Annotated in this window: 15 protein-coding genes and 1 other RNA gene; 8 read left to right on the top strand and 8 right to left on the bottom strand. The window is 61.3% G+C overall.

The window, feature by feature from the left end; genetic code table 11:
- Nucleotides 1-48 precede the first annotated feature (48 nt).
- From PLAV_RS12425 to PLAV_RS12400, 7 genes are all read right to left on the bottom strand, one after another.
- A complete protein-coding gene (locus tag PLAV_RS12425) occupies nt 49-1,326 on the bottom strand; it encodes a flavin monoamine oxidase family protein (protein WP_012111373.1) in 1,278 nt (425 codons plus the stop codon).
- Nucleotides 1,323-2,162, bottom strand: a complete 840-nt coding sequence (gene fghA / locus PLAV_RS12420; RefSeq protein ID WP_012111372.1) for an S-formylglutathione hydrolase — start codon at nt 2,160-2,162, stop codon at nt 1,323-1,325. Before fghA ends, PLAV_RS12425 begins: the two co-directional genes overlap by 4 nt.
- The gene (locus PLAV_RS12415; RefSeq protein ID WP_012111371.1) at nt 2,162-3,271 is read right to left on the bottom strand and encodes an S-(hydroxymethyl)glutathione dehydrogenase/class III alcohol dehydrogenase; all 1,110 of its coding nucleotides are present in this window, start codon (nt 3,269-3,271) and stop codon (nt 2,162-2,164) included. The genes fghA and PLAV_RS12415 overlap by 1 nt, the downstream gene beginning before the upstream one ends.
- A gap of 101 nt (nt 3,272-3,372) precedes the next feature.
- Nucleotides 3,373-3,960, bottom strand: coding sequence for a nuclear transport factor 2 family protein (locus PLAV_RS12410; RefSeq protein ID WP_049767778.1), 588 nt, complete (start codon nt 3,958-3,960; stop codon nt 3,373-3,375).
- Between the two features lie 182 nt (nt 3,961-4,142).
- Nucleotides 4,143-4,652: a dihydrofolate reductase gene (locus tag PLAV_RS12405; protein WP_012111369.1), complete on the bottom strand. Its 510-nt coding sequence runs from the start codon at nt 4,650-4,652 to the stop codon at nt 4,143-4,145.
- A 2-nt stretch (nt 4,653-4,654) separates the two neighbouring features.
- On the bottom strand, nt 4,655-4,801 hold the full coding sequence (locus tag PLAV_RS19685; RefSeq protein ID WP_168713201.1) for a hypothetical protein: 147 nt from the start codon (nt 4,799-4,801) through the stop codon (nt 4,655-4,657).
- A 17-nt stretch (nt 4,802-4,818) separates the two neighbouring features.
- On the bottom strand, nt 4,819-5,613 hold the full coding sequence (locus PLAV_RS12400) for a thymidylate synthase (RefSeq protein ID WP_012111368.1): 795 nt from the start codon (nt 5,611-5,613) through the stop codon (nt 4,819-4,821).
- A 188-nt stretch (nt 5,614-5,801) separates the two neighbouring features.
- Here PLAV_RS12400 and PLAV_RS12395 point away from each other — a divergent pair, with 188 nt between their 5' ends.
- The 5 genes from PLAV_RS12395 to PLAV_RS12380 all read left to right on the top strand — a co-directional run bounded on the left by PLAV_RS12395 (nt 5,802) and on the right by PLAV_RS12380 (nt 9,773).
- On the top strand, nt 5,802-6,968 hold the full coding sequence (locus PLAV_RS12395) for a dipeptidase (protein WP_012111367.1): 1,167 nt from the start codon (nt 5,802-5,804) through the stop codon (nt 6,966-6,968).
- Nucleotides 6,967-7,326, top strand: a transfer-messenger RNA (tmRNA) gene (gene ssrA / locus PLAV_RS19385). Before PLAV_RS12395 ends, ssrA begins: the two co-directional genes overlap by 2 nt.
- A 151-nt stretch (nt 7,327-7,477) precedes the next feature.
- A complete protein-coding gene (locus PLAV_RS12390; protein WP_012111366.1) occupies nt 7,478-7,960 on the top strand; it encodes an SspB family protein in 483 nt (160 codons plus the stop codon).
- A gap of 128 nt (nt 7,961-8,088) precedes the next feature.
- Nucleotides 8,089-9,489 (top strand): class II fumarate hydratase, encoded by a 1,401-nt coding sequence (fumC, locus tag PLAV_RS12385; RefSeq protein ID WP_012111365.1) that lies wholly within the window; start codon nt 8,089-8,091, stop codon nt 9,487-9,489.
- Between the two features lie 14 nt (nt 9,490-9,503).
- Nucleotides 9,504-9,773, top strand: a complete 270-nt coding sequence (locus tag PLAV_RS12380) for a ribbon-helix-helix domain-containing protein (protein WP_012111364.1) — start codon at nt 9,504-9,506, stop codon at nt 9,771-9,773.
- Nucleotides 9,774-9,783: 10 nt separating this feature from the next.
- Here PLAV_RS12380 and PLAV_RS12375 read toward each other — a convergent pair whose 3' ends face one another.
- Nucleotides 9,784-13,224 carry an AsmA family protein gene (locus PLAV_RS12375; RefSeq protein WP_012111363.1) on the bottom strand — a complete coding sequence of 1,147 codons (3,441 nt, stop codon included), beginning with the start codon at nt 13,222-13,224 and terminating at the stop codon, nt 9,784-9,786.
- Nucleotides 13,225-13,344: 120 nt separating this feature from the next.
- On the opposite strand from PLAV_RS12375, the gene PLAV_RS20070 reads away from it, so the two are divergent.
- From PLAV_RS20070 to PLAV_RS12360, 3 genes are all read left to right on the top strand, one after another.
- On the top strand, nt 13,345-13,581 hold the full coding sequence (locus PLAV_RS20070) for a DUF4169 family protein (RefSeq protein ID WP_041535993.1): 237 nt from the start codon (nt 13,345-13,347) through the stop codon (nt 13,579-13,581).
- Nucleotides 13,582-13,744: 163 nt separating this feature from the next.
- A complete protein-coding gene (locus tag PLAV_RS12365; RefSeq protein WP_041535992.1) occupies nt 13,745-14,380 on the top strand; it encodes a TetR/AcrR family transcriptional regulator in 636 nt (211 codons plus the stop codon).
- 3 nt (nt 14,381-14,383) lie between these two features.
- A complete protein-coding gene (locus PLAV_RS12360; RefSeq protein ID WP_012111358.1) occupies nt 14,384-15,181 on the top strand; it encodes an HlyD family secretion protein in 798 nt (265 codons plus the stop codon).
- Nucleotides 15,182-15,508 lie beyond the last annotated feature (327 nt).

Below are 15,508 nucleotides of genomic sequence, written 5' to 3'. Positions count from 1 at the left end.
TTTATCCTCCCTGTTTTTGTTCTCTAGTTCTTGTTGACCCGTATTCTGTCAACGCCCGCGCGCCTCCGCAATGGCACGGCCGAGAAAAGCGGCCGCCCTGTCCGCCGCTTCGATGCCGGTGACATGCGCGCCCTGAACGGTGGAGAACCAATCGGCAGAAACCGCCTCTCCGGCGAGAAAGAACCGCTCGCTCACGGGCTCCGCGAGCACCGCGCGCTGGCGGGCTTCACCGGGCAGCGCGCATGAATAGGCGCCGCGCGTGTGCGGGTCGGTGGTCCATGCAGTCGCGGCAACGCCGGCCAGCTCCTTGAAGATGCCGGTGCCGAACATGTCGCCAAGAACGGCACGGGCGAAATCCACCATCTCCGCTTCGCCGGCACGCTCGAGATTGTCCGCGAGATCGCCGCCGAGATAGGCGATGGCGAGGTTCGTCCCGAAGGGCCTGATCTGAAACGAACAGGCGGGGCGCGCTGCATCGCGCTCATCCATGAAATTCACATAGCTGGTATCGGGAAGACCGAATACATCGCCGCGGAAATGAAACGCTACCTTGTTCGCGCTACCGGTGGGCACGCCCGCAAGCGCCGTTTGCACCGCTACGGGCAAGGCCGGGGTGAAACGGATCGTGCCGGAAGCAAGCACATTGGTCGAAACCGTGACGATGAGGCTGCGGGCGCGCGCCGTCCCGCGTGGCGTATCGAGCACGATGTCAGTGCCGCTGGTGTCGATCCCGGTCACAGGGGTCGAGAGCTCCACCGGAAGCCCCGCATAATGCGCTTCCAGAAGTGCACCGTAGCCGCGCTCCAGCGGCCAGTTCGCCTCCGTATCGCGATAGGCGGCAAGGTCGGCTGTCGAGATGTCGCTCGGCGGCTGACCCGAAATCGCCGTGAAGATGTGATGCACCATGCGCCGCCAGCGGGAAGCATTGTCGAGCAGGTCGGAAACGACGATGTCCCTCCCCTCCTCACCCGCCTCTACGGCGCGCGTCATCGCATTTTCGAATTCGTCGCGATAGGCGCGCCAGTCTTCCTTGCCGCCCCAGCCCTGGCCGAGATGAAACCTGCCGTCGAACGGGCGAGGACGCACGAGATAGGGATGTCCCAACTCATCGGCAATCCGCGTCAGCGGATTGGCATCCGCCGAGTGAAGCCAATGCGCACCGCGATCCCATGGGATGCCGAATGTACCGGTATCTGTGAAGGCGCGGCCGCCTATGCGCGGCTTCGCTTCGAACACAAAAACGGAAAGCCCGAGCTCATCGGCCCGCCGCGCAGCAGCGAGGCCCGCCGCACCCGCGCCGACAATCGCCACATCCACGGTTCTCATGCGAGATGCCGGGCGTGAAACTCCAGATGCTCGCCGATGAAGGACTGAATGAAATAGTAGGAATGATCGTAGCCCGCATGGCGGCGAAGCGTGAGCTTCTGCCGGTGCGTCGCGCAGGCGTCCTCGAAGAGTTCAGGTTTCAGTTCCTTCTCCAGAAAACTGTCATCGAGTCCCTGATCGATCAGAATATCGTCGAAATGCCCGACGGCGCTGCCGCTCATCATCAACGCCGACGCATCATGCGCAGCCCAGGAGGAACGGTCCGCGCCGAGATAGGCGGTGAATGCCTTCTCGCCCCAGGGACAGCGGGTGGGCGAAACAATCGGCGCGAAAGCGGATACGGAATGATAGTGATCGGGATATTTGAGCGCGAGGGTGAGCGCGCCATGCCCGCCCATCGAATGACCGGTAATGCTCTGGCGCTTCCCGTCCACGGGAAAATTATCCCGAACCGCCGCCGGCAGATCGCGCGCGATATAGCTTTCCATGGCGAAATGCGGCGCCCACGGCTTTTCCGTCGCATCGATATAAAAACCTGCGCCCTGCCCAAGATCATAGGCCGGATCGTCCGCCACGCCGCTTCCACGCGGACTTGTATCCGGCGCAATGATGGCAAGGCCAAGCTCAGCCGCCTTGCCATAAGCGCCGGCCTTCACCGTGAAGTTTTCTTCCGTACAGGTGAGACCGGCAAGAAAGGTCACGGTGGGGAAAGGTCCCTTCCCTTCCGGTACGAAAATGGAAAACCGCATCGGCGTGCCTGTTGCCGCCGACTGGTGGCGGCAGATGCTCACCGTGCCGCCGAAGCAACGATGACTTTCAAGCGTCTCAACCGTCATCAGTAAACCACCACCGAGCGGATCGACTTTCCCTCATGCATCAGATCGAAGCCCTTGTTGATGTCTTCGAGCGGCAGCGTATGCGTGATGAGGTCGTCGATGTTGATCTTGCCGTCCATGTACCAGTCGACGATCTTCGGCACGTCGGTGCGGCCGCGTGCGCCGCCGAAGGCCGAGCCTTTCCAGACGCGGCCCGTGACGAGCTGGAACGGCCGCGTCGAAATTTCCTGGCCGGCGCCCGCGACGCCGATGATGACGCTCTCGCCCCAGCCGCGATGGCAGCATTCGAGAGCCTGCCGCATCGTGTTCACATTGCCGATGCACTCGAAGCTGTAATCCGCGCCGCCACCGGTCAGCTCCACGATATGACCGACAACATCTCCCTTGATCTCTTTCGGATTGACGAAATGGGTCATGCCGAATTCGCGGGCGAGGCCTTCGCGCGACGGATTGATGTCGACGCCGACGATCATGTTGGCGCCCACCATCTTTGCGCCCTGAATGACATTGAGGCCGATGCCGCCAAGACCGAACACAACGACATTGGCGCCGGGCTCCACACCCGCCGTGAAGATGACGGCGCCGATGCCTGTGGTGACACCGCAGCCGATGTAACAGATCTTGTCGAAGGGGGCGTCCTTGCGGACTTTTGCCAGCGCGATTTCCGGCAGCACGGTGTAATTCGAGAAGGTCGAGCAGCCCATGTAATGCAGCACGGGCTTGCCCTTGTACGAGAAGCGGCTGGTGCCGTCCGGCATCACGCCCTTGCCTTGCGTGGCGCGTATGGAGGTGCAGAGGTTGGTCTTGCGGCTGGTGCAGCTTTTGCACTCGCGGCATTCGGGCGTGTAGAGCGGGATCACATGATCACCGACCGCGAGCGACTTCACCCCCGCGCCGACTTCGACGACAACGCCGGCTCCCTCATGGCCGAGGATCGCGGGGAAGGCGCCCTCGGGGTCTTCGCCGGACAGCGTGAACAAGTCCGTATGGCAGATACCGGTCGCCTTGATCTCCACCAGCACTTCGCCGGGTTTTGGGCCTTCAAGCTGTACCGTCTCTATTTCAAGCGGTTTACCCGCCTCGAATGCCACCGCCGCACGCACGTCCATCTGTCGTCTCCGTCTGGGAAAGCCGCAAAAATGCCGAGACGCGCATTGTGGGACGCCCGGGCGCGAAACTCAATCGCAGCGGCTTTCAAAAGACGGAAACCTCATTTCTTCGCGAGCCACGCCTCCCCTTCGAGATGGAGCGCGGCGAGTTCCGGGCCCTTGTCGAGAACGGTTGCCTTCGAAAGCTCGACGCCGCCCTTGTCGAGACTGGATGCAAGAAACCTCAGTTCCGCCGGATAACGGTCGAGCCCCTCGAAGAATGCCTCCGGCAGCGCGGGGCGATCCACGGGGTCGGCGCGATCCTTTTCATATACGGCCGTCCGCTTCAGAAGTTTCCACTTGCCGTCCCGCTTTTCGATACGGTCGATGAAACGCGCATAGGACGTCGTATCGATCTCGCCGGCAGGTGTCTTCACGCGCACCATGATGGTCACGTTCACTTCGCTCAACGCCCGGTCCCCCTCGACCCTGATCCTCGGCACGCCGACATAATGCTTGAGCAGCGCGCGATTGTTTTTCGCCAGGTTTTGCGATGCCGCGACGAAGCCCTTGTGTGGGCCATCGAACCAGCTCAAAGAGATGGTGCCCTCGTCATGGAAAGTTGCGCCGAGTTTGCTCCACGCTTCCTGGTCGCGATAAAATGCCCAATTGTTGACGAGGTCGGCGATTTCGGTTCTGGCGTCGCTCATGGCGGTTCTTTCCTGCCCTGCTTTCCCTTCCCAACACCCGGCGAGCAGAAACGAAAAGAGAAGTACTGAAATTTTTTTCATGGAACTGCCCCGCGGCGAATGAGCCACGGAGTATGGGATGCAGCACGGAGCAACTCAATCGGACGGGCGCTCAATTGACTGATCGTCAGAAAGGAGCGGTATCAGCCGTGCCGTTCCAGAACGACGAAGGAATAATCCGCACTGTCCTTCTCGCCCGCCTTGTGCCGCTCGCGCGACACTTCGCGCCAATGCGCCGCGTCGAAGGCCGGGAAACTGACATCGCCTTCCGGGGCCGCGTGGACCTCCGTGATATAGAGACGCGTCGCATCGTCGAACATTTCGGCGTAAAGCTGCGCCCCACCGATCACCATGACCTCGTCCGCGCCGCTCGCCGAGGCGAGTTCGCGGCCGCGCCTCAGTGCCTCAACCGCCGAGGCGGCGATTTCGGCGCCTTCCGCCTCGTATTGCGCGTCTCGCGTGACGACGATGTTGGGCCGGCCCGGCAAGGGCTTTCGCGGAAGCGATTCCCATGTCTTGCGGCCCATGATGACCGGTTTGCCCATGGTGATGCGCTTGAAGAAAGCCATGTCGCCCGACAGCCGCCACGGCAGTGAATTGTCGCGGCCGATGACGCCGTTATCCGCGATGGCGACGACATAGGAAACATGCATGGTCACGCCGCCACCTCGATGCCGTCCATGGACGAGAAACCCGGTGTGCGCATCGCTTCCGGATCAAGCGGGCGAATGCTGACAAGAATTGCGAACATCGCGAAGGCAGCAAGGAACAGCACCGCGATCGTCAGGGCGAAAAGCAGCATCCGTTGCCGCGTGCGCATCAGACGGCGACGGGCGCGGAAATATGCGGATGCGCCTCGTAGCCTTCGAGCGTGAAGTCGTCATAGGTGAAGTCGAAGAGGCTCTTCACGTCCGGATTGATATGCATGACCGGCAGCTTTTTCGGCTCGCGCGCGAGCTGCTTGTCCGCCTGCTCCAGATGATTGAGATAAAGATGAGCATCGCCGAAGGTGTGGATGAATTCGCCCGGCTTCAGCCCCGTCACCTGCGCCACCATCATGGTGAGCAGCGCATAGGACGCGATGTTGAACGGCACGCCGAGGAAGATGTCCGCCGAACGCTGATAGAGCTGGCAGGAGAGCTTGCCCTCCGCCACATAGAACTGGAACAGGCAGTGGCACGGCGGCAGCGCCATGCTGTCCACATCCGCGACATTCCATGCCGAGACGATGAGCCGCCGCGAATCCGGATTTGTCTTGATCTGCTCGACGAGATTCCTGATCTGGTCGATCTTGCCACCGTCCGGCGTCGGCCATGACCGCCACTGATGACCATAAACGGGGCCGAGCTCGCCATTCTCATCCGCCCAGTCGTCCCAGATGCTGACGCCGTTCGCCTTCAGATAGCGGGTGTTCGTGTCGCCCGCGATGAACCAGAGCAGCTCATGGATGATCGACTTCAGGTGCAGCTTTTTCGTCGTGACGAGGGGAAAGCCCTCCGAAAGATCGAAGCGCATCTGATGGCCGAATATGCTGCGCGTGCCCGTGCCCGTGCGGTCGGTCTTGGTTACGCCCGTGTCGCGAGCGAGGCGCATGAGATCGAGATATTGCTGCATCGGCTGATCCTGAGATTCGGCCTCCCAGTCTAGCCCGCCCCGCCCCACCCCGCCACCGCCCGCCTGACCGGCATGGGCGATATCCACAACATATGAAGTGACAATATCCAGAGAATGGCTGGAAAATCTGGTGCGGCGCCGTCCCTCCGGCCAGAATGCCCGGCAACAACATCAGGGGGACGAGTTCCATGAAGCGCATTCTGATCGGTCTCGGGCTTGTCATTGCCATACTGCTGGTGACGGGCCTCGCGCTCCTGCCCGGCATTCTTGAGGACCGGATCAACCGGATCGTCGAGCACGAGCCCTACGAGATCGCTCCCGATGCCGCAGCCCGCCATGGGCAGCTCGCCGTCGTCGATCTTCATGCCGATACGCTACTCTGGGCGCGCGACCCCCTCGACCGCGCCAGCCGCGGCCATGTCGATCTTCCCCGCCTCGTCGACGGCAATGTAGCCCTGCAGGTTTTCTCCGTCGTGACGAAGGTGCCGCGCGATCAACGCTATGTCGGCACCAGTGGCGACAGTGACATCATCACCCTTCTCGCCATGGTGCAGCGCTGGCCCGCGCGCACCTGGGACAGCCTGCTGGAACGCGCGCTCTATCAGGCGGAAAAGCTGCACCGCGCGGAAGAAGCCGCCCCCGGTGAACTGAGGATCGTGCGAACGGCGGCCGATATCGACGCGCTCCTGGCCGCGCGCGGCGGCGGTAGCCGCCCCGTCGGCGGCCTCCTAGCGACCGAAGGCTCGCATGCCCTCGAAGGCAAGCTTGAAAACATCCAGCGCCTCTATGATGCCGGCTACCGGATGATGGGCCTCACTCATTTTTTCGACAATGAGCTCGGCGGCTCACTGCACGGGATTTCCGGCGGCGGCCTTACCGATTTCGGCCGCGAGGCGGTGCTCGAAATGGAACGCCTCAACATCATCGTCGACCTCGCCCATGCCTCGCCCGCCGTCGTGGCGGACACGCTCGACATCGCAACGAGACCGACCGTCGTCTCCCATACCGGCATCAAGGGGGCCTGCGACAGCCCCCGCAATCTCGACGACGCGCTGATGAAGCGCATAGCGGGTGCAGGCGGCTTGGTCGGCATCGGCTACTGGGCGGGCGCCATCTGCGACCCCGCCCCCGCAGAGGTGGTGAAGTCGATCCGCTATGCCATCGATTTTCTGGGCGTCGATCATGTCGCCCTCGGCTCCGATTATGACGGCGCGGTACCGGTCGCCTTCGACACATCGCAACTCGCCGTCCTGACCGATGAGATGCAGAAGGCCGGTTTTACGGACGAGGAAATCGCCAAAATCATGGGCGGCAACGCCATTCGCTTCCTTCGTGAGCAACTTCCTGCCGATTAGACTTCAAATAAGGAATTTTGCCCCTATATTGATGGGTGCCGGACGGATTTCCGACCGGCTATGGCGATAAACGGATTGTGTAATAAACCATTCGGACCCGGGGGCAGTACCCGGCGCCTCCACCAATTTTCCCTGTCGCGGCAGGGACCTTGGGGGCGAACCAGGATCGACGAGGGTGTAAAGACAGTCTTTTTGCCCGGCATGGTTCCGCCGTCATCGGGCCGTTTTATAGTTGCCAACGACAACTATGCTGAGGCGCGTCTCGCTGCTTAATGCAGTGCGACAACCTCGATTTAAGTCCTTACCTTTAGCCGGGTAAGGCGGGGTTCGGGGGCACCTGGCAACAGAAGCCCCCACTTTTTTGTCCGCATTCCGGTGTCGCCAGCGCCACAAAAAGGGAAATCTCTCCCGCGAAATCGCTGCGCATGACGGCTGCATCTGGATTTAAACCTTAAACGCTGATTGAATCGCGGCATTGGCATTCACGACTCGACGCTTGGAGCACTGACTTGGCTGAAGACCAGATGCGATACGACATGCTGGCGCAGGACGCCCTCCGGGGCGTGGTGCGCCGCGCGCTCAAGATCGCACGCGACGAAGGGCTGCCGGGCGAACATCATTTCTACATCTCGTTCCGCACCGACGCACCGGGCGTCGAGGTTTCGGAAAAGCTGCGCAAGCAATATCCCGAAGAAATCACGATCGTGCTCCAGCACCAGTTCTGGAATCTCGAAGTGAACGAGGAACGTTTCTCCGTCGACCTCACCTTCAACAAGATTCCCGAACGTCTCGTGGTGCCCTTCGCCGCCGTTCAGGGCTTCTTCGACCCGAGCGTACAGTTCGGCCTGCAGTTCCAGGTACAAGGCGTAAGCGCCGGCACCAATGTCGCAAAGGACAACGCAACCGGCGGCGTCACCGAGGCCTCGAAGCCGGAAGAACCGGCGCCCGCGGCCGGCGACGTGGTGAGCCTCGACGCCTTCCGCAAGAAATAGCCCATCCCGCTATTGCCGCCGATCGCCGAACGCGTCCTTCTTGGCGTTCGGCCACCCCGCATGCTAAACCGGCGCCCATCCGATTTTCCCGCCGGACAGCCGGCGACAGCCTGCTGGAGCGCGACCTCATGGCCAATACGCCCAAAACCCGCACCGAAACCGACACATTCGGCCCGATCGAAGTCGCCGCCGACAAATACTGGGGCGCACAGGCCGAACGCAGCCTCGGCAATTTCAGGATCGGCTGGGAAAAGCAGCCACTTCCGGTGGTTCGCGCGCTCGGCATCGTGAAGCGCGCCGCAGCGGAAGCGAACATGGCGCTCGGCCGCCTCGATCCAAAAATCGGCGAAGCAGTAGTGAAGGCGGCCCAGGAGGTGATCGAGGGAAAGCTCGACGACCATTTTCCCCTCGTGGTCTGGCAGACCGGCTCCGGTACGCAATCGAACATGAACGCGAACGAGGTTATCTCCAACCGCGCCATTGAAATCATGGGCGGCGAGATGGGCTCGAAGAAGCCCGTGCATCCGAACGACCACGTGAACATGAGCCAGTCGTCAAACGACACCTACCCGACGGCCATGCATGTCGCCTGCGCTGAGGAAATCCACCACCGCCTGCTCCCTGCCCTGCAGAAACTGCGCAATGCGCTGAACAACAAGGCACAGGCCTGGAACCACATCATCAAGATTGGCCGCACGCACACTCAGGATGCGACGCCGCTGACGCTCGGCCAGGAATTCTCCGGATACACGGCGCAAGTTGAAAACGGCATTACGCGCATCGAGCAAACGCTGCCGAAGCTGATGGAACTGGCGCAAGGCGGCACCGCCGTCGGCACCGGCCTCAACGCGCCGGTGGGCTTTGCCGAAAAGGTCGCCGACAATATCGCCGCTATCACACACCTGCCTTTCAAGACCGCGCCGAACAAGTTCGAAGCACTCGCCTCGCATGATGCGATGGTCTTCAGCCACGGTGCGATCAACACGGTCGCCGCCTCGCTCTTCAAGATCGCAAACGACATTCGCCTGCTTGGTTCCGGCCCGCGCTCGGGCCTCGGCGAACTGTCACTGCCGGAAAACGAGCCCGGCTCGTCGATCATGCCGGGCAAGGTGAACCCGACACAGTGCGAGGCGATGACGCAAGTCTGCGTGCAGATTTTCGGCAATCACGCTGCGCTCACCTTCGCCGGCAGCCAGGGCCATTTCGAACTGAATGTCTACAATCCGGTCATGGCCTACAACTTCCTACAATCCGTGCGTCTCATGTCGGATGCAGCGGTAAGCTTCACCGATAATTGCGTGGTCGGCATCGAACCGCGCGAGGACAACATCAAGGCGGCGCTCGAACGCTCGCTGATGCTCGTCACCGCCCTTGCGCCGAAGATCGGCTACGACAACGCGGCGAAGATCGCCAAGACCGCGCACAAGAACGGCACGACACTGCGCGAAGAAGCGGTCGGCGGCGGCTATGTCACCGACGAGGAATTCGATGCTTACGTCCGCCCTGAAAAGATGATCGCACCGGAGTAACGCGAGGCAGAAGCATGAGCGGCCCCCGACCGGACAAGATCGACACGGGCGAAATCAAGCGGTCCGTCACCATTGCCGGCCACCGCACCAGCATTTCGCTCGAGCGTCCGTTCTGGGATGTGCTGAAGGAACTCGCCTGCACCGAAAAAACATCGGTAAACGAGCTTGTGCGCCGCATAGATACAAGGCGCGACGGTCAGGGCAGTCTCTCCTCCGCCATACGCCTCTATGTGCTCAATGCCTTGCGCGAAAAGACAGGCAAGGTCTGCGACAAGGGCGAATGATCCCGAAGCTCTAGAGAGAAGGCCGTGGCAGCGGCACAGCCGCATTGTCTTGCGGCAGATCCATCAGGTCACGCAGGTCCTGCGGCAAGTCTGCGCCTGCATCCCGGACATTCTCTCTGAGTATCCGCCGCGCAACGAAATTCTGCAGCGCGAGCGTCTCCGTCTCGACAGTCATTTGAGTGCCCTTTCCCGCAGCCTCGATCGAGAAGGTGGGAGCACTCGCGGGTTCGTTCAGCGTGACCGTCAGTTCGGCCTGCGAAATCAGGCGCGGCAGATCGTAGAGCGCGGTGATCTGCGCTGAGCCCCCCTCGATCGACACCGCGTCATCGGCAAAGCGCAGCACGCCGTCTTCGAGCATGAACTCGCCGCCAATATCGCTCGCTGCCGTCGCTCCTGCGCGCAATGTCTTTTCCACGAGCGGGGCAAACGCATCCACCGACTGAAGCTCCACCAGCGCAGCGCCAAACCCGGCCACATCAACAGGCCTGAACGCCGCATCCGTGAAGCGGATTGTTCCGGCCCCCGTCACCGACGACACAAGGGAGAACCAACTCCGCCCTTGGCCCTGCAACTGGACATCGAGATCGAACTTGCCGGTTCCCGGCGTTGCGCCAAGAGCGGCACCAAAAGCGCGCGCGACATCTGCCTCTTGCACAGCCAGGGTCAATCCAACACCCGGCTCCCCCGCACCACCCTCGACACGCGCACCGGCAGAAACGCGGCCTCCCGCAAAACGCCCTGCGAAAGGCGAAGCGGTGAGAACACCATGCGATACGGTAACCTGGGTCTCCACATCGCTGATTGCGACCGTACCGAGTGAAAGACGCCCCGCTTTCAACTCCACGCCACCGTCGAAAGCTCCCAGCAACGACCAGTCGAGCGCCGCCACGGGCCAGATGTCGCCATCTTCTTTATCCGCCACTGCGAGCGACGTGAGGTCCAGTGCATTGGCCTCGAGCACACCGGAAACAGAAGGCAACCCTCCCTCCGTGCCGGCTTTCCATCCTGCCGTTCCCGAGAGATGGAAATTGCCGGCCACGCTCTCGAAACCTTTCAGTTCGAGGCTTTCCTTGTCCCAGACGACATCTGACGAGAAAACGAAACCGGGCCCCGACGCCTGCTCACCCACCCAAGCGGTCAGCGCAGCCGGAGCGCCGAAAGCACCAAGTGCATGCAGGACGCCCGAAGCCGCGATTTCCGCGCGCCCGGTAAACCGGAGTGCTTCAAAAGGCTGGGCAACCTCGCCTCGCGCCGTGAGCGTCGTACCATTTACATTGGCGCGGAAATTCGTGTCGTAGGTGCCGTTCCGGCCGCCGACAAGCTGCACCGCGACTGAACCGGCGCCCGGCAGGTCGGCCCGCGGCGAAAGCCCCAACTGCTCAAGCAGAATGCGTCCTTCGCTGTTGGTGGCGTTGGCAATGATATCGAGCCCTTCGAGACCGCCCGACGCCTCGTGCCGCCTCTTCACCACGCCGTCCACGCGGCTGCCACGGACAGTACCCTGCAGCGTCAGCGTATCCACCCGCGCCTGACTGTCATCCGCCTCGCCGGAAGCTCCTGTCACCAGAAGTTCGACAGGGCCTTCGACATCCGGAACATCGAAACCGCCAAGATCAAGCAGGCCGCCGAAATGTTCCGCTCTGATCGTCCCTGAAAAATTTCCTTTCACATCGTCTCGCTTGCCCGTCGTCACACCATCGAGTGCACCGGAGAAGGAGAGGCTCGCGCCGGCAATGTCATCAACATCAAGTGCGGAGACGGTGACCTTGCCCGCAGTCAGAGACATGTCGGCGTCCACACCGCGCAATGTTCGTTCGAAGGCCGTGAGACGCTCTGCGTCCAAGGCGAGTTCGACGTCGTGGCTGGCGAGGAAAGCGAGCGGATCCGCCTCTTGCGGCAGAAGCGCCATCAGCGGGTCGAAGTCGAAATCCCGTATGTCGAGCGTGAGAGCAAGGCTTGGCCGCTCTTCGGCCGCGCGATAAACCACGCCGCCTCGAAGATCGGGCGCCGTCAGGTCGCGCGCATAATCGGCTACGAGATTTTCGACCGCGAATTCGCCCGGCGTGGCTCGCAATCTCGCTCTCGCTGCAAACGGACTGCCGCGTGGTGTCGCGCGCGCGCCATTCGCGGTGTCGGTGATTGACGAAATCCAGTATGCGAAGGCGGCGATATTGCCGCTTTCCATCTGCGCCGTGCCGTCAAAATGAGGACCGTCTTCACGCTGCTCAAGCGCACCGGACATGGAAAGTTGCGTCGAGCCGCCAAATTCGCCACGCACCGTGTCGAGGTCAAGCGTACCGTCACGCAGCGAAGCCTCAATCAGGGCACCTCGCACCAACGCCTTTCCGACAGTCAATGCATCCGCCTCGAAATGCACGTTCCCGTCCAGCCAGGCCGGCACCGGTACCGAAAGCAGCGCCGGCAGCAAATGGACGACTTCCTTTCCTTCGCTCTCCGCTGTGATTTTTGCGAGTATCGCATCGAGCGAAAAACTCTCCGCCGTCAGCCGCAGCGTCATACTCGGCCGCTGCTCCCAACGCGCCTCCGCGGAACCGCGCAACGCAGCGCCATCCGCCACGACCGAAAGGTTGCGCAAACTTGCGCGGCGCGCATTCAGCACCATCCCCGCATCCACGCGGATCGGCGAGGTCTTTGTACCGTCCTCACGGTCCGTTTCCGCGCCGACCTCAAGCCGCCCATTGCCATCCAGCCGCGCGGCGAGCGAGAAATCGGTTGCGACGCCCGAGAAGAGGAACTTCACCGGATGGTCCAGCGTCCGCATCTCGGTTGTCACGCGAAAGGCCTTGTCGCCAGCGAAGTTTCCCATGCCGATACGAAACGCGAGCGGTACATCCCCGATCGTCGCCTCGAATTCCGAACGCAGGGGCCCAAGCAGCGACGTTGCGATCACGCTTCCCTGCACCTGCTGCGCCTTCCAGCGGCGGCCGTTCACCCGGTTGCGATAATTGACCGTGCCGTTTTCGAAGCTTGCTTTTTCCAGGCTGATGGATGCGAGAGAAAACATGCCTTCCTTCGGTATGCGGCTGGCGACATTCAACCCGCGCCAGTTGACGGAACCGTCGGGCAAGACTTCAAGATTGATCTGAGGCCTTACGATGCGCACACTCGTGATCTGGATATCGCCGCTGAGAAGCGGCGCCAGCGCCATCTCGGCGTCGATCTCCTCGAAAGTCGCGAAGTGAGGATCGGAAGGCAAGGAGCTCGCGTCCGGATCGTTGCCGATCTTGATCTTGCCTAGCGTCAGGTGAGGCGCGGGAAGAATCCGGAAGCGGATATCGCCGTCAATGCTCACCGGCCGGGCCGCAGCTTGCGAGGCTTGAGTTTCTATCTCCGTGCGGAACTGATTCCAGTCGACAAGACTCGGACCGACCAGCGCCGCAAACAGCAAAACGACCAGCAGCCCCGCTATGTAGGTCAGTATCGAATTCAAAAGTATCTCCAGCTTTCAAGCCAGAAGTGAACCGCTCGAGCGTTTCCCCGCATCGGTCTTTGGCTTAAGCTTGCGGGCGTGCATGGCGATTGTTCGCCGTACAGCCATGGCAGGCAAATTATGGGTTCGGATGGCGGAAATATAGTTAATTTCTCTTCTTTCAGGAAAATCTCGCGCGAAGAAAAAAAGCGCGCCGAGAAAAAGCGGAAAGACGAGCAGGCAGCGGCGAACCGCGTTCGCTTCGGGCGCACCGGCGCGGAAAAGAAGACCGGGAAACTCGAACGCGAGCGCCAGCGGAAAGACCATGACGGTAAGCGCCGCGAGGATGCGAACGAAGACGGCGACACTTCTTCCTGAAGTCCCTCCTCTCATCCATCCAATTGGTCACGCGGCGACGCCATAGCCACGTCTGAAATTCCTTTGTGATTAGAAAGGCTTGGCGAGAGCGATTGACGACAAATTCAAACCGCCTTAATAACTGACTGGTCAGTTATTAATTTACATGCGGACAGCTGAAAAAATGACCGCCTCTCCCAGCGAGCAGAAATGGCAAAGGCGGAAGGAGGACCGGCCAGCGGAAATCATGACGGCCGGCTTGCGGCTCTTCGCGGAACGGGGCTTTGCAGCTACGCGGCTGGAGGACGTCGCCGAAGCGGCGGGCGTCAGCAAGGCGACGATCTATCTTTATTTCGACAGCAAGTCCGACCTCTTTGCCGCGATCGTGCGGGACACAGCGGCGCCTCGCTTGGACGAAATCGAAAAGCTGGTCGAAACGTATGAAGGGCCGAGCGCCGACCTCATTACCCTGCTGATCGGACAATTGCGGGAAATCACGACGCCGACGCAGCTTCCCGCCCTCGTCAAGGTCATCCTCGCGGAAGCCGGAAACTTCCCGGAGATACGAAATTTCTACCGCGACCACATCATCCCGCGCGGCTTCGGCAATCTTTCGCGCGTCCTTCATCGCGGTATCGAGCGCGGCGAATTCCGCCCTTGCAATGTCGAGGCAGCCGTTCAAAGCATCATCTTCCCGATCCTCATGAATGCACTCGCACGAAATACCTTCGGCGAACTCCCGCAGCTCGATCCCGACAGCTTCTTCGCCGCCCATGCGGAGTTCGTTCTGCGCGGCCTCGCCGCGGACAGGGAAGCGTAGGCGATGCGCCTCCATTCCCTCCTGTTCGCGAGCGCGGCCGCGCTCTTCCTCATCGCCTGCGACGAGCAGCCGAAGGACACATGGCAAGGCTATGCTGAAGGCGAGTATGTGCGCGTCGCCCCGATCGACGGCGGCACGATCGAAACAATCGAGGTGAAGCGCGGCGACCGCGTGAAAACGGGCGCGCTCCTCTTCCGGCTCGAAGCGAAATCGGAAAAAGCCGCGCGCAACGCCGCCGCTGCCAATCTCGCCGAGGCGAAGGCAACGCTTCAGGAAGCGCAACTGGACCTTCAGCGTAAAATGGAATTGCGCAAACAGCGCAACGTCGCGCAAGCAGAACTCGACACGGCACGCGCGCGGCGCGACCGCGCAGGCGCGGCGACACTTGCCACGGCTTCGGCGCTCGACCAGGCGGAATGGCGCTTGAAGCGGCGCGAAGGCCATGCACCCACGGATGCGCTGGTACAGGACGTCTTGTTTCGCGCGGGCGAGTTCGCGGCGGCAAGCCAACCCGTCGTCTCGCTGCTGCCGCCGCAAAACATCAAGGTACGCTTCTTCGTGCCCGAAGCGGAGCTTGGCCGCATACGTGAAGGCGGCACGGTGCTGTTCTCATGCAGCAGTTGCCCGGAAAATTTCGCGGGCACCATCCGTTTCGTTTCCACGGACGCGGGATTCGCCCCGCCCGTCATCCATAGCGACCGCTCGAAGGAAGAACTCTTCTACATGGCGGAGGCGACGCCGGACGAAACGCCTGAAGCTCTGCATCCGGGACAGCCTGTAACGGTAATGCTGCGCGAGTAAGCGCGATGGACGAAAAACGGGGATAAAACGGGCTTATCCCCGCGACTGTCATCGAACCGTCAATGAACTGTCACAAATGATTTTGGGACGATGTTGTCCCCGCTTCGTTTCGGTTACGTGACCGTATTTTCGCTTTTAGAAAATTTGTTATCCCCGGTTTGGACGAGGAGACGATCAAAAACAGGTGTCACCCCGGCGAAAGCCGGGGTCCATGAGCCTCTTGTCATATGGCGAGAGTGGATAAGTTCACCGGGTGGCACACCGTCCATGGATCCCGGCTTTCGCCGGGATGACAGTATTTTTGGTTTGTATACAGAGTAAAAAGGC

This window comes from Parvibaculum lavamentivorans DS-1, assembly GCF_000017565.1.
GTDB lineage: Bacteria > Pseudomonadota > Alphaproteobacteria > Parvibaculales > Parvibaculaceae > Parvibaculum > Parvibaculum lavamentivorans.
This window is presented reverse-complemented; position numbering and strand designations above follow the sequence as displayed.